Source organism: Marinobacter sp. UBA2688, from assembly GCF_002352785.1.
GTDB lineage: Bacteria > Pseudomonadota > Gammaproteobacteria > Pseudomonadales > Oleiphilaceae > Marinobacter > Marinobacter salarius.
In genome coordinates this window covers 113,765-126,697 of record NZ_DELU01000009.1, presented here as the reverse complement: position 1 = coordinate 126,697, position 12,933 = coordinate 113,765, and the positions used below count along the sequence as shown (strand labels likewise).

Annotated in this window: 13 protein-coding genes; 6 read left to right on the top strand and 7 right to left on the bottom strand. The window is 54.1% G+C overall.

Annotation, left to right across the window (positions count from 1 at the left end):
• The first annotated feature begins 8 nt into the window (after nucleotides 1-8).
• The 5 genes from B3M52_RS04525 to B3M52_RS04505 all read left to right on the top strand — a co-directional run bounded on the left by B3M52_RS04525 (nucleotide 9) and on the right by B3M52_RS04505 (nucleotide 5,401).
• The gene (locus tag B3M52_RS04525) at nucleotides 9-740 is read left to right on the top strand and encodes a Sua5/YciO/YrdC/YwlC family protein (RefSeq protein WP_151982984.1); all 732 of its coding nucleotides are present in this window, start codon (nucleotides 9-11) and stop codon (nucleotides 738-740) included.
• Complete coding sequence (locus B3M52_RS04520) at nucleotides 737-1,831, top strand: citrate/2-methylcitrate synthase (RefSeq protein WP_151982985.1); 1,095 nt, start codon at nucleotides 737-739, stop codon at nucleotides 1,829-1,831. The genes B3M52_RS04525 and B3M52_RS04520 overlap by 4 nt, the downstream gene beginning before the upstream one ends.
• Before the next feature lie 56 nt (nucleotides 1,832-1,887).
• Nucleotides 1,888-3,108, top strand: coding sequence for an HlyD family efflux transporter periplasmic adaptor subunit (locus tag B3M52_RS04515; protein WP_199480639.1), 1,221 nt, complete (start codon nucleotides 1,888-1,890; stop codon nucleotides 3,106-3,108).
• A gap of 74 nt (nucleotides 3,109-3,182) precedes the next feature.
• Nucleotides 3,183-4,145, top strand: coding sequence for a LysR family transcriptional regulator (locus tag B3M52_RS04510; RefSeq protein ID WP_159265599.1), 963 nt, complete (start codon nucleotides 3,183-3,185; stop codon nucleotides 4,143-4,145).
• Nucleotides 4,146-4,330: 185 nt separating this feature from the next.
• Nucleotides 4,331-5,401, top strand: coding sequence for a hypothetical protein (locus B3M52_RS04505; protein WP_151982988.1), 1,071 nt, complete (start codon nucleotides 4,331-4,333; stop codon nucleotides 5,399-5,401).
• Nucleotides 5,402-5,458: 57 nt separating this feature from the next.
• On the opposite strand, the gene B3M52_RS04500 is transcribed toward B3M52_RS04505, so the two are convergent.
• Nucleotides 5,459-5,959 carry a cupin domain-containing protein gene (locus tag B3M52_RS04500; protein ID WP_151982989.1) on the bottom strand — a complete coding sequence of 167 codons (501 nt, stop codon included), beginning with the start codon at nucleotides 5,957-5,959 and terminating at the stop codon, nucleotides 5,459-5,461.
• Between the two features lie 284 nt (nucleotides 5,960-6,243).
• Between B3M52_RS04500 and B3M52_RS04495 the strand changes: the two genes are divergently transcribed.
• Complete coding sequence (locus B3M52_RS04495) at nucleotides 6,244-7,776, top strand: cryptochrome/photolyase family protein (RefSeq protein ID WP_286748974.1); 1,533 nt, start codon at nucleotides 6,244-6,246, stop codon at nucleotides 7,774-7,776.
• A 22-nt stretch (nucleotides 7,777-7,798) separates the two neighbouring features.
• On the opposite strand, the gene B3M52_RS04490 is transcribed toward B3M52_RS04495, so the two are convergent.
• From B3M52_RS04490 to B3M52_RS20005, 6 genes are read right to left on the bottom strand one after another with little or no spacing between them, the layout of a single operon-like run.
• Nucleotides 7,799-8,914, bottom strand: coding sequence for an ABC transporter ATP-binding protein (locus B3M52_RS04490; RefSeq protein WP_091642910.1), 1,116 nt, complete (start codon nucleotides 8,912-8,914; stop codon nucleotides 7,799-7,801).
• A gap of 6 nt (nucleotides 8,915-8,920) precedes the next feature.
• The gene (locus tag B3M52_RS04485) at nucleotides 8,921-9,790 is read right to left on the bottom strand and encodes a carbohydrate ABC transporter permease (RefSeq protein ID WP_036208880.1); all 870 of its coding nucleotides are present in this window, start codon (nucleotides 9,788-9,790) and stop codon (nucleotides 8,921-8,923) included.
• Nucleotides 9,783-10,709, bottom strand: coding sequence for a carbohydrate ABC transporter permease (locus B3M52_RS04480; RefSeq protein WP_036208877.1), 927 nt, complete (start codon nucleotides 10,707-10,709; stop codon nucleotides 9,783-9,785). Before B3M52_RS04480 ends, B3M52_RS04485 begins: the two co-directional genes overlap by 8 nt.
• A 54-nt stretch (nucleotides 10,710-10,763) precedes the next feature.
• Complete coding sequence (locus B3M52_RS04475) at nucleotides 10,764-12,023, bottom strand: ABC transporter substrate-binding protein (protein ID WP_286748973.1); 1,260 nt, start codon at nucleotides 12,021-12,023, stop codon at nucleotides 10,764-10,766.
• Between the two features lie 41 nt (nucleotides 12,024-12,064).
• Nucleotides 12,065-12,412 carry a carbohydrate porin gene (locus B3M52_RS04470; protein WP_052479472.1) on the bottom strand — a complete coding sequence of 116 codons (348 nt, stop codon included), beginning with the start codon at nucleotides 12,410-12,412 and terminating at the stop codon, nucleotides 12,065-12,067.
• Nucleotides 12,413-12,422: 10 nt separating this feature from the next.
• Nucleotides 12,423-12,929 carry a carbohydrate porin gene (locus tag B3M52_RS20005; RefSeq protein ID WP_052479471.1) on the bottom strand — a complete coding sequence of 169 codons (507 nt, stop codon included), beginning with the start codon at nucleotides 12,927-12,929 and terminating at the stop codon, nucleotides 12,423-12,425.
• Nucleotides 12,930-12,933: the final 4 nt, after the last annotated feature.

The window sequence follows — 12,933 nt, the reverse complement described above, 5'->3', positions numbered from 1 at the left end:
GTCTTGAAATGAACAAAGCTGTGTTATTGGAAACAGCCCGGAATGCGGTTTCGGTCATCAAAAACGGGGGGCTGGCATTGACGCCGGCGGACATTGGTTACGGATTACTGGGCAATTCGGAATACTCGATCCGTAAAATGTACAGCCTCAAGGGACGGTCCTTCACCAATCCATGCATTGTGGCGGGGAACATGAACGTTCTGACAGAGATCGCGGTCGTTCCGGACGATGGGACTCTGGAGTGGCTGCTTGAAATAACTCGGGACAGCACCCTGGCGGTAGTCTTTCCGCTGAACAAAGAGTCCCGGCTCATTCGTTCCTTGTCACCCTGGGTACTCGAGCATTCAACCGAGAGTGATTCTATCGCGGTGTTCCTAAACTGCGGGCCAGTTGTTGAAGAAATGGTGAGACTGGCCTCCGAGGAGGGAATGTTATTGGTTGGGTCATCCGGAAATTTCTCAAAGTCCGGTAACAATTTCCGGTTACAGGATGTGCCGTCGGAAATTCGTGAGGGCGCGGATTTCACGTGCGACATGGGGGTATCAAAGTATGAGAATCCGGAGCGTATGGCAACCACCATCCTGAACTTCAGTAATCACAGCGTGAGAAGGCTGGGCGTGAACGGCGCCGAGATACTCAGCAGCTATCAATGTTTTGCAGCAGAGCGCAAGCTACCGCTCCTTCGGGAAGAGATTGCGCCAGTAACAGATAAGAATAGAGAAACGGAGGCCCCCGTATGAACGCAATAAACGAAGGACTGGAAGGCATCGCTATCGGAAAATCCAAGATCACCTACATCGATGGTCTAAAAGGTCAACTGATTTTTCGTGGTCATTGGGTTGAGGAGCTTGCAACCAAACACTCGTTTGAGGAAGTTGCTTACCTGCTGTTGTTTGGGGAATTACCAACGCCCATGGATCTGGCCGCGTTCTCAAAATCCATGGCGGATGCGCGCGAATTACCGCAATGGATCTATCCGATGCTGGACCTCATCCCTGACGAAGTTAGCTATATGGCTGCATTGAGAACCGCGATGTCCACCATGCCTCTGGAGAAGGAACACTTTCCACCTGAAAAAGAAGAGGCGATCAGGTTGATTGCCAGAGCCCCGGTTATACTTGCCTACCTTTTCAACAAACGCATGGGACAACCGTTTGTTGGACCAGACCCGTCTCTCGGTCACGTGGACAACTACCTCTACATGCTCTCTGGAGAGCGACCAGCTGCGGAGAAAGTCAAGTTGCTCGAGACTTACCTGGTGCTTTCCATGGACCACTCGATCAATGCATCAACCTTTACCGCACGCGTGGTTACTTCAACCGAGGCTGACCTGACATCATCAATTGTTGCTGCCATAAGCGCATTGCTTGGGCCACTCCATGGAGGGGCGCCCTCTAAGGTAGACACTTTGCTTGACGAGATTGGCTCTGTTGAGAATGCCGAAGCTGTAATCAGAAATAAGGTGGAACGCGGTGAGCGCATAATGGGGTTTGGCCATCGCGTCTACAAAACCCATGATCCTCGCGGTGCCGCATTGCGGAGTATGTGTGAAAAGTATAAAGCTTGCGATCCCTTGCTCCAACTGGGGTTGGAGGTGGAGCAGGTCATTGTCGACACCCTCCAAGAACTGAAGCCTGGTCGTGACCTGTACCCGAATCTTGAGTTCTGGGCAGCAGCCGCATTGCGTGTATCCGGGTTGCAGAAAGATATGTATACGCCCACCTTCTGCCTCGGGCGCATCGTAGGATGGAGTGCCCATATCGCCGAACAGGCTGGTAAAAACAGACTGATACGCCCGACGGTTGTTTATTCTGGAACGTTTCCAGAATAAGCCAAAGAAAGGGAATCGGAACGAGTCAACGGAATGATTCAGTTGGGGATAAACGATTGAAACTCAGGAGCAAGTTGGCAATACACAGGCTGCATATCTTAGCGGCAACGGTTGTTTTTGCATCAGGGTATACAGCCTGGAACTGGGTATACGATAGTGACAGTATCCAGGCATTCGTGAACGCTCGAGTTATCGAGGTGCGCTCACCAATCTCCGGTACCTGGATGCCCGAGCCCGATACGGTTCGGGCTGGAGCGTTTGTCCCAGGAGGCAAGACATTTGGCAAAGTGAAAGGAGTCAATAACAACCCGCTGGCACTTAGTCTGCGATTGCAGCGGGCGGACCTCGAACGAAAGATCGCCATTCAGCTTGAATCAATATCCTCCCTCAAAGGGAGGCTGAAAAGCAGAGTGCGTGAGTTGTCGCGATTCCAGCACCTTTTATCCCAGCAGACTGAATTACAGGCAAAGAATTGGTCTGTAACTTTGAATGAGGCGGAGGCTGAACTAGCCGAAGCGACTGTCAGAAGTCAACTAAGGGAAAAGCAGTTAAGACGAACCCGTGAGTTGGAGGGAAAAGGGTTTGTCAGTGAGGAGGAACTGGATGTCACTGAGATGTCTCATCGAGAGGCCGAGGCCCAGGTTGAGGTCTTGCGCTCAAGGCGGGAGCAGATCCGCCTTGACTCGGAGGCCGATAGGCTGGGGTTGCAACTAGGCGGCACGATGACCTTCAGCTATCCGCAACTGCGCGTGAGTGAAATTGAACTCGAGATTAAAGACCTGAAACTCGACCTGAATGTGCAACAAGCACGACTTGGCGCCTTGCGAAAACAAAAAAACCTCGTGTCCTTAGAACAGAGGCAAGAGGAAAAGCGCGTTATCTCTTCTACTTTTCCGGTATTGATTTGGTCTGTTGAAACTCAAGGGGTCACTCAGGTCAGCACCAACCAGCCCCTGCTGAGGGTTATCGATTGTTCAAATATATGGGTTGAAGCCTTCGTGAACGAGCGAGCCGCTGCCACCTATCATCGCGGAAGCTTGGTTCGGGTTTCTCCAATTGGTCGTCCCGAGCATTGGGAAGGAGAGGTGGAGTTTGTCAGATACGGGACCGGAAGGGTATCAATCGGTCAACCTGTTACCGAACCACCTCCAGAGATTTCCAGAAGGCAGCTTCCCGTGAGAGTAGCAACAGTAAAAATACGTGTGGATTGGCAAAAGAAAAACACAGGCGTGGAGTCTTGTCCTGTTGGTCTTAGCGTGAACGTAAGTCCAGCATAGTGTTTGCTTTACTATAGGGTTGCCTCACCGCATCGATGGGTGTTGATGAGCGACCATCAAAGGAACCAAGTTCAATGGAGTTGAGCCTGATGATAATAAGTATAGGTAAAGTAAAAAGTATACACATGCTAAAAGTATTTTCTGCAGCGGCGCATTACGGAAGCTTTACCGCATGTGGCCAACGATTGCACATGACACAGAGCGCAGTGAGTCAACAAGTTAAACGCCTGGAAGAGCTTGTCGGGTCGGAACTGTTTTTCCGCCAGGCTCGCGGTGTAAGGCTCACAGATCAAGGCCGCTTGCTTCTACAACAAATAGGCCCACTTATATCAATAGTAAATAACGGTCAGGAAAAAAAACCAGAAGAAACGTTTGTTATTAGAATGGCCATGTCGACGATTATAGCAGAACAGTGGGTTCCAATGTATCTACCAATGTTCAGGAGACTATTTCATAATTTCAAGCTTTGCGTTCTAGAGTCGAGCTTAAACGATAATGAGTTCGATTCAGCAGATATAAGCCTCATCCAAGTGAACGTAAATGAGGAAAGATTCATCGATGAAAGCTGGTGCTTCTGTGATCGTGACGAAATGGTTGCCGTGTGCTCTCCTGAATACCTCGAAATGATCAAGATAGATGCTAAAAATTGGTTGGAGAAGTCCTGTTTGCTTGAAAGCCACAGTTCAAGCAGGGAAAACGGCGGACTATCTTGGGACGCTTGGTTAGCCGCGCAAGGAAAACTAGGGAATCAATCCGACGAGATCGTTTTATTTGAAAGCAGCAGTCTATCCCTGCAAGCAGCGAAAGCAAGCTGCGGTGCCGCGTTGGCTTCCTTGGCGGAAGTGAGCTGCGATCTGCGAGACCGAACACTTGTCGTGCTTCCCGGACGCCCGGTACCCGCAGCCAGGTCCTACTATATCAAGGTGAGAGAAACCAGCGATTACCGTCATCAACAAGCGTTGGATTGGTTGCGAAAAAGCATATACGCAACAGTACAAGGTACCGTTCATAGCAGCCAATTGGTCGACGCGATCTAAAAGTAAACGCCGCACCCATACTCGACAGGGCCAGACCTTCATGCCCCGTCCCATCAACAGCCAGGAATGCGGTCAATCTTATGATAGTAAGGTTCTATGCCTATCGAATAATGTCGAGGCTGTATTTCCACGTCATTATCATTTTCATGTACTTCACCGCGCTCGAATATGGCTTGGTGCGAACCATGCTGCTCATTGCAGCGTATGGTTTTTCGATCACACTTGCCAGCGGGGTCGTCAGATACACTTCACAGTTCCTATCAGCCAAAGGAATGGTGCTGACTGGCGAGGTGGCCAAATTATCTGGAATAATTCTACTTATTCTGGGCACCCAACAAACAAGTGTCAGTTTTTGGTTACCCCTTGTGGGTCAAATTCTGGGAGGCATCGGATTCTGCTATTCAATTAGCTCTGACATTGGGCTTTTGTCTCAAGCCAACTCAAAAATATCGCAAGAAGACTTTGCACGAGTCCAGACTAACTCACAAAGCTTGATGTTTATTGCCACGTTAATTTCCGGGCTTTCTGGCGCCATTCTCTACAATTATCAATACCAATGGCCTTTCCTGGCCACTCTTTTCACAAACGTAGCAGCTATATTGATTGTACTTTCATTCCCCTCAATCAGCACCAATCCCCAAGCTCGCCACAACATATCATCAGGTCGTGACGATACACCAAGGTTAAGTGGATCGGTCAAATTCTGGATGACTTATTATGTGGTCGGCCGCATTGCGACATTAGCTCCTTTTATTGGATTTCTGCCCTTCTTTTTCATACAACTGCAGCCCGACCCATACACTTTCGGTATTGTGCTGAGTTTTTTTTCACTCTCTGCTTTCATTTCCGCATACTATGCAAACCACTTGGATCGCGTACTTGGGAGTAACGGGTACTACTGGCTTAACGTAGTGGTTATGTTAAGTGGGATGGCTTTATTCACACTTTGCGAGTGGTTGGCTGAGAATTATCGAGATCCTTTCCCTGCGGCTTGTCTTGCGACGCTATTAATTGGTTTTGGATCTGGCTGTATTCGACCATTATCCATGAGCAAACTTCAGTTGAGCGCCAAACAAGCAGATGAAAGGACTTATATACTGTCAACCATGGAAAAGAGGTTTGGTCTGTTCAACTCTGTTGTGCTAATTGTTGGAGGAGGACTCATTTATATCGGCAGTTTTTCTTTAGTCATGCTGGCGCTAACGACTTTGTATTTTGTGACATCCATATCCAGAAACACGACCTCCGCCGAATAGTGGAGGCCGCTAGCGTGGAGAACGCCAATTAAGCCAGCCATGCCGCAAGTTTCTACATTATTCATCATCCCAATAGCTGACCGCAGAAGATTCTCGGCCAAAAAAGGAAAATGTGCGCTCTTCTGAAGGGCCTCCGGGGGCTGTACCAACGAATACTCCAAACTTTCCAGAGTCCGGGTACTCCATAACATCGGGCGCTTCCATGGTACTGATGCACAGATACGACAACGTATTATCGGAGTTGTTGAGAATCTGATGAGCGTGCTCGGTACCGCCAGCCGGTGCACAAATAACGTCACCTTTTGTTATGGAGAAGGACTCCTCTCCGATCCGAACCAAGCCCTGCCCCTCCAGGATGAAGAACATCTCTTCATTGACCCGGTGGCTGTGGAACGGCCAGGCACGATAGCCGGGATCCACGTGCACCACTCGATACCCCAGTTTTTGCGCGGGTAGCAAGCCGGAAAGATCAACGGTGCGAGCCTTGAATTTTTCGTTGTGTTGGCGCTCAGTGAGGGTGAGTGATGGGTCCTCAATGTTCACAATCTTCTTGGTCATATTAACGTCCCTTATCATTAGCATACTTCCAGCCAGCGTCCATTCAGCCCTCACATACTGCCACTTGAAGAGATAACCCGGCAACTCCACAAGCGTCACTGAACACCAGCAATTGATGTTTGGACACTATCTGCTACTGAGTTGAACCGCCCACATGCAGATGGCGTATTCTTCGTACCATCTTCTGTGTGGTCGAGCGAGCGGGTGTAGAGGACGCAACCTGCTCAGTTTACAAAGAACACCTGACAAGATAGAGAATCTCATGTACCAGAGGCCAATCAAACATGCCTAACCTGATTTTGATTCTAGGCGACCAGCTGACCACCGCCATCAGCGCACTCGACAACGCTGACAGGGAACGAGACAGAATCGTGATGGCAGAGGTCCACGACGAAGCCAACTACACCAATCACCACAAGAAGAAACTGGTTCTGCTGTTCAGCGCCATGCGCCATTTCGCACAGCGGCTGGAGGATGACGGCTGGCAGGTTCACTACCAGACTTACCACCCCGATAACGAAACCCGAAATCTCGAGTCTGTCATCGCCAATCAGCTCAAAGAAACCGGCGCTGACAGGGTGATCACGACAGAGTGCGGCGAGTGGCGATTGCACGAGCAAGTTAGCCATTGGCATGAGCGCCTGGGTGTGCCGGTCGAGATCCGGCCGGATACGCGCTTTATCGCCAGCAAGCAGGCGTTTTCGGACTGGGCAGAGGGGCGTAAACAGCTGCGCATGGAATTCTTCTACCGGGAAATGCGACGAAAAACCGGTTTGTTGATGACGCCAGATGGCAAGCCTGAGGGCGGCGAATGGAATTTCGACGCCGACAACCGCCGCAAGTGGACGGGAAAACCGGCGGCTCCGGCTCCCTACCGCGTTGAGCCCGACAAGGTGACTCGGGAGGTGATTGAGCTGGTAGAGCAACACTTTACCGAACACTTCGGCACCACGGAGGATTTTCACTTTGCCGTCACCCACGAGGACGCAGAGCAGGCATTGGAGTACTTCATCGATTTCGCCCTGCCCTGTTTCGGCAACTTTCAGGATGCCATGTCCGACAATGAAGACTGGCTGTTCCACTCCATCCTGTCGCCCTACATCAATTGCGGCTTGCTGGATCCACTGGCCGTCTGCGAGGCCGCCGCACAGGCCTGGTATTCGGGGCGTGCGCCGATTAACGCAGTGGAGGGCTTTATCCGCCAGATCCTGGGATGGCGTGAGTTTGTGCGGGGTATCTACTGGTTGCATATGCCAGGGTACGCACAGGAAAACCGGCTCGGTAATACCCGTTCCCTACCCTGGTTCTACTGGACCGGAGACACCAGGATGCGCTGCATGCACAAGGCCATTGATGCCACTCGTCGCAACGCCTATGCACACCATATCCAGCGGCTGATGGTGACCGGTAATTTTGCGCTGCTGGCCGGCGTCAAGCCGGAGGAGATCTGTGACTGGTACCTGGCCGTGTATGCCGATGCCTACGACTGGGTGGAGCTACCCAACGTGCTGGGCATGGTGATGCACGCAGACGGTGGCTATCTGGGATCGAAACCCTATGCCGCCAGCGGCAAATACATCCAGCGCATGTCGGACCACTGCAGCAACTGCCACTACAAGGTCAACAAGGCCACGGAAGAAGATGCCTGCCCTTTCAATGCGCTCTATTGGCATTTCATCAATCGCCATCGGGAAGACTTTGCCAGCAATCCGCGCATGGGCATGATGTACCGCAACTGGGACAAGCAGAAACCAGAAAGGCGGGAGGCGCTGCTCCAGCGTGCCGACAACTTGCTGGCACACCTGGAGCAGCTCTGAAAACAGAGAGGAACTGGGGCGACTATGGGCGGATGCGCTTCTCGCTGTCCGGGTCGAAAAACACGACCTTTCTCATGTCGAACATCAGCTCCGCTTCTTCACCCCAGTTCACCGGGTGTTCCGCATCCAGCCGGCACTGCACATCAACATTGTTGAGGCGAATCACGGCGAGGATGTCCGGCCCGGTGGGTTCGGTCACCTCCACCGTAAATCGGCTCTCGGCCACCATCTGGCTATCTCTTTTCTGTTCATCTGGCTGGCTTATGTGCTCCGGCCGGATACCGAGTACCACCTGTTTGCCGGCCCACCCCTTCAGGTAATCCGGCACTGGCAGGGCAAGTTTCCGGCCATCGCTACCCTCAACGTTGACCACCAGGCCTGCGCCAGCCTGCTCTACCGTCACATTGATAAAACTCATGGACGGCGAGCCCATGAAGCCCGCGACAAACAGATTCTCCGGCGTATCGTACACTTCCTTCGGCGTGCCCAGTTGCTGCAGTTCGCCGTCTTTGAGCACCGCGATCCGGTCTGCCAGCGTCATGGCTTCGATCTGGTCGTGGGTCACGTACACAATGGTGGTTTTCAGGCGCTGGTGCAGCTTCTTGATTTCGGTGCGCATTTCCACCCGCAGCTTGGCGTCCAGGTTGGACAGCGGCTCGTCGAACAGATAAATTTTCGGCCTGCGAGCCAGGGCGCGCCCCATGGCGACCCGCTGTTGCTGCCCCCCTGAAAGCCGGGCTGGCTTTTTGTCCAGCAATGCAGAAATCTGCAGCAAATCGGCCACCCGCTCCACTTCCTGCTGGATCTCGTCTTTCGGCATACCACGGATTTTCAGGCCGAACGCAATGTTCTCGCGCACCGACATGGTGGGGTACAGCGCGTAGGACTGGAACACCATGGCGATGTCCCGGTCCTTCGGCTCCATGGTGGATATGTCCTTGCCTTCCACCACAATCGACCCACCGGTAATGGACTCCAGGCCGGCAATGCTGTTCATCAGGGTTGACTTGCCGCAGCCGGAAGGTCCAACGAGAGTCAGAAACTCACCGGATGCGATGTCTATATTAATGCCTTTGAGCGTCTCATCGAGAGCCCCCGGGTATGTCTTGCGGATGTCCCGCAGTTCAAGTTGTGACATGTTGTTTTACCCTTTAACCGAGCCGGCCGTCAGGCCGCGTATAAAGTACTTGCCGGCCACGATGTACACCACCAGCGTTGGCAGGGCGGCAATCATGGCGGCGGCCATATCCACGTTGTATTCCTTCACCCCGGTACTGGTGTTCACCAGGTTATTCAGGGCGACCGTTATCGGCTGGCTGTCGCCGCTGGCGAAGACCACGCCAAACAGGAAGTCGTTCCAGATCTGGGTGAACTGCCAGATCAGTGACACCATGAAGATGGGTGTGGACATGGGCAGAAGGATGCGGAAGAAGATGGTGAAAAAGCCGGCGCCGTCGAGCCGGGCCGCCTTCACCAAAGCGTCGGGAATGGCCACGTAATAGTTGCGGAAAAACAGCGTGGTAAAGGCCACCCCGTAGATCACGTGGACCAGCACCAATCCAGCGGTGGTGTTGGCCATGCCCAGCTTGCCAAGGGTGGCCGCCATGGGCAGCAGCACCACCTGGAAGGGCACAAAACAGCCGAACAGCAACATCCCGAACAACAGATCCGAGCCCTTGAATTTCCACTTCGACAGCACGTAGCCGTTAAAGGCACCCAGCAGGGTGGAAATCATCACCGCTGGCACCGTCATCTTGAACGAGTTCCAGAAATACCCTTTCACGCCCTCACACTGCACACCGGTGCAGGCCTCGGACCAGGCCTTGGTCCAACCGATGGTTGTCCAGTCGGTGGGCAGTGCCAACAGGTTGCCAGAGCGGATATCCATGGGCGTCTTGAAACTGGTGATCAACATCACGATCAGCGGAATCAGGTACACCAGGCAGGCCAGAAGCAGCACGCCATAGATGGCAATGCGGCTGGGGCGAAAGCCGGTACGAACCATATCAGTCATGGCGTTTCTCCCTCAGTTCGGAATACAGGTAAGGCACCAGCAATGCCAGAATCGCACCCAGCATCAGCATGGCGCTGGCAGAGCCCAGCCCCATCTGGCCACGGGTAAAGGTATGGGCGTACATGAACACCGCCGGCAGGTCGGTGGAATAGCCCGGGCCACCCGCCGTCATCGCCATCACCAGGTCAAAACTCTTGATAGCAATGTGGGCCAGCACCATCACGGAGCTGAAGAACACCGGCCGCAAGGACGGCAGGATGATTTTCCAGTAGATCACCGGCAGGCTGGCACCATCCACTCGGGCAGCACGGATAATGGATGAGTCGACGCCCCGCAGCCCGGCCAGAAACAGCGCCATCACAAAGCCGGAGGCCTGCCAGACAGCGGCCATCACAATGGTGTAGATGGCGAAGTCGGAGTTCACCAGCCAGTCGAAGCTGAAGGACGTCCAGCCCCAGTCGTGCATCAGTTTTTCCAGGCCCAGGCGCGGGTTAAGAATCCAGCGCCAGACGGTGCCGGTGACAATCATGGACAGCGCCATGGGATAGAGATAAATAGTCCGGATCGCGCCTTCCTGGCGGATGCGCTGGTCCAGAAAGATCGCCAGCACCACGCCGATCAACAGGCAGATGCCGATAAAGAGCCCGCCAAATATCGCCAGATTCCATGAAGCGACGATCCAGCGCTCGCTCTCCATCAGCTTGGCGTATTGCTCAAGGCCGACGAAATTGTAACTGGGCAGGAAGCTGGAATTGGTAAATGACAGCACGCCCGTCCATAGCATGTAGCCATAGATCCCGATGCCAACCAGCAGGAAGGTCGGGGCCACCACCAGTTTGGGCAACCAGCGCTGCAGGCCATCCATCAGGCCAGACGATGCCCTGGCCACCCCGGTGGCGCGACGTTGAGTGTGTTCCATGAGGAATCCCCTGAAGAAACCCGAAGGCCGCCCACCGGGCGGCCTGATACGGCATTACATGGCGGACTGGATGGCGGCTGCCAGCTGGTCCGTGGTTTTTGCCGGGTCCGGGTTGTTGGAGTTTACGAAGTTGGTGACCACATCGAAGATCTGGCCCTGGATGTAGCTGGTGGTCGCCAGGCCGTGGGAGAAGCTTGGCACCAGACCGCCGTCATCCGCGCTGGATTTGAAGGTATCCATCGACGCCTGGGCACAGGTATCGAAATCACTCATGTCCATGTCGGTACGAACCGGGATTGAGCCCTTGTTCTGGTTGAACAGGGTCTGGAATTCCGGTTCCAGGATGGTTCGGGCGAGATCCTTCTGTGCGTTGATGTCCTCCTCCTCGGACAGCGTGAACATGGCGAATGAGTCCACGTTGAAGGTGAACTGCCCGGTTGTGCCCGGGGCCGGCGCGCACACGTAATCCTCTCCTGGCGTCAGACCTGCAGCGGTGAATTCGCCCTTGGCCCAGTCGCCCATAATCTGCATGGCGGCCTCACCGCGAATGACCATACCGGTGGCGGTATTCCAGTCGCGGCCCGCGGCATCGTCATCGACGTAGCTCATGACCTTGGCGAACTGTGCAAAGACCTCTTCCATCTTGGCGCTGTTGATCACGTCCATGTCGTGGTCGACAAAAGCCTTGCGGTAATCATCGGGGCCAAGCTCGGCAAGTGCCACGGCATCGAACACCGTTGCGTCCTGCCACGGCTGTCCACCGTGCGCCAGGGGAATGTAGCCCTCGGCCTTGAGCTTGTCGGCCACCTCGAAGAACTCGTCCAGCGTAGTGGGAACCTCAACACCAACATCTTTCATGACCTCCGGGTTCACCCACAACCAGTTCACCCGGTGGACGTTCACGGGCACAGCCACGTACTCGCCTTCGTATTTCATAACGTCGGAAATCATTGGCGGTATGAGCTGATCCCAGTTCTCCGCCTCAGCGACGCTGTCGAGGCTGGTCAGAAAACCCAGCTCCGCCCATTCACGAATATCCAGGCCCTTGATCTGGGCGGCAGCAGGAGGATTGCCAGAAACGGCGCGGGTTTTCAGGACGGTCATGGCGGCTTCACCACCACCGCCGGCTACGGCAAAGTCTTTCCAGGTGTGGCCCTGCTCTTCCATCATTTTCTTGAGAGCGGCCGCAGCACGCGCTTCACCGCCGGCGGTCCACCAGTGCAGAACCTCGACTTCTCCGGCCTGAACGGCCGCTGTTGGCATCAGGGCGGCAGAGACCGCCAGAGCTGTAAGATGACGCTTGAACGATTTCATATCATGACTCCTTATTCTTGTCGTGGAGACGTTTGTCAGGCTCAGAACCAGACTTCCATCTGGGTACCAAAGGTCCATTGGCTGCCACCAAAGTCTTCCTGCCCCAGGGCATCGCCGCCGTCGTAGCGGTTAAGCTCGTCGTCCCAGGTGGAGTAGGTAGCAAAAACCCGAATTTCCGGGCGGTTCCAGAAGCCGCCTACCTGAGGCTTGAAGGTCGGTGCAATGGTAAAGCGGGCATAGTCGCCATCCACATCACCACGGCCTTCGTAGCCTTCGGTTTGCAGGTCCATCACCTGCCAGGAGGCTTCGTACTGCATTTCAAAGTTGGCGCCAAGCTCATTGGCCAGGCGGGTGTTGAAGGTCAGCCATTGGTACTCGTCCCCTTCCACGTAGCGGTCCTTACTGGTTTCTGCCAGGATTGCCGTGGTAGGCCAGCATGGTTTGCACACCTGAGTCAGCGGCCTCCATAACGCCCCCTACGACACGCTCATCGTTATCCGCAGCAGACATACCATTGATCAGCCACTGCACGTTGCCGAAATAATTATTGGCGGTAAGGATGGCTTCGAGATAGATATCCGGCTCGCTACCCAGCCGACCCACGGCCCCACCAACAGAGCCGGCGGGGGTCAGATAGGGGCCGCCGGGAGCACTTTTACCATCGCTGTTGAGCAGCAGTCCGGAACGGGCGTAGGTGTTGAAGGAGAAGCCCTGCTCTCCCTTGGCATGGGGTTCGACCTCAGCCAATTGTTGCTCCAGGGCGGACAAGCGTTCTTCCACGCTCTCCTGGGCATGCGCCTGGCCGGCAAACAACCCCAACGACGCCACGCCTACGGCGGCTGTCAGTCTGTGAAGAGGCTTGGCGCCCAGGATCAGGGCAGAACGATACGTTTTATGGGTATTCATAATG

Excerpts from the sequence above, each read along its gene's own strand:
- B3M52_RS04525 (WP_151982984.1), top strand. The coding sequence starts at position 9 with ATGAACAAAGCTGTGTTATTGGAAACAGCCCGGAATGCGGTTTCGGTC.
- B3M52_RS04520 (WP_151982985.1), top strand. The coding sequence starts at position 737 with ATGAACGCAATAAACGAAGGACTGGAAGGCATCGCTATCGGAAAATCC.
- B3M52_RS04510 (WP_159265599.1), top strand. The coding sequence starts at position 3,183 with ATGGAGTTGAGCCTGATGATAATAAGTATAGGTAAAGTAAAAAGTATA.
- B3M52_RS04505 (WP_151982988.1), top strand. The coding sequence starts at position 4,331 with ATGCTGCTCATTGCAGCGTATGGTTTTTCGATCACACTTGCCAGCGGG.
- B3M52_RS04500 (WP_151982989.1), bottom strand. The coding sequence starts at position 5,959 with ATGACCAAGAAGATTGTGAACATTGAGGACCCATCACTCACCCTCACT.
- B3M52_RS04495 (WP_286748974.1), top strand. The coding sequence starts at position 6,244 with ATGCCTAACCTGATTTTGATTCTAGGCGACCAGCTGACCACCGCCATC.
- B3M52_RS04490 (WP_091642910.1), bottom strand. The coding sequence starts at position 8,914 with ATGTCACAACTTGAACTGCGGGACATCCGCAAGACATACCCGGGGGCT.
- B3M52_RS04485 (WP_036208880.1), bottom strand. The coding sequence starts at position 9,790 with ATGACTGATATGGTTCGTACCGGCTTTCGCCCCAGCCGCATTGCCATC.
- B3M52_RS04480 (WP_036208877.1), bottom strand. The coding sequence starts at position 10,709 with ATGGAACACACTCAACGTCGCGCCACCGGGGTGGCCAGGGCATCGTCT.
- B3M52_RS04475 (WP_286748973.1), bottom strand. The coding sequence starts at position 12,023 with ATGAAATCGTTCAAGCGTCATCTTACAGCTCTGGCGGTCTCTGCCGCC.
- B3M52_RS20005 (WP_052479471.1), bottom strand. The coding sequence starts at position 12,929 with ATGAATACCCATAAAACGTATCGTTCTGCCCTGATCCTGGGCGCCAAG.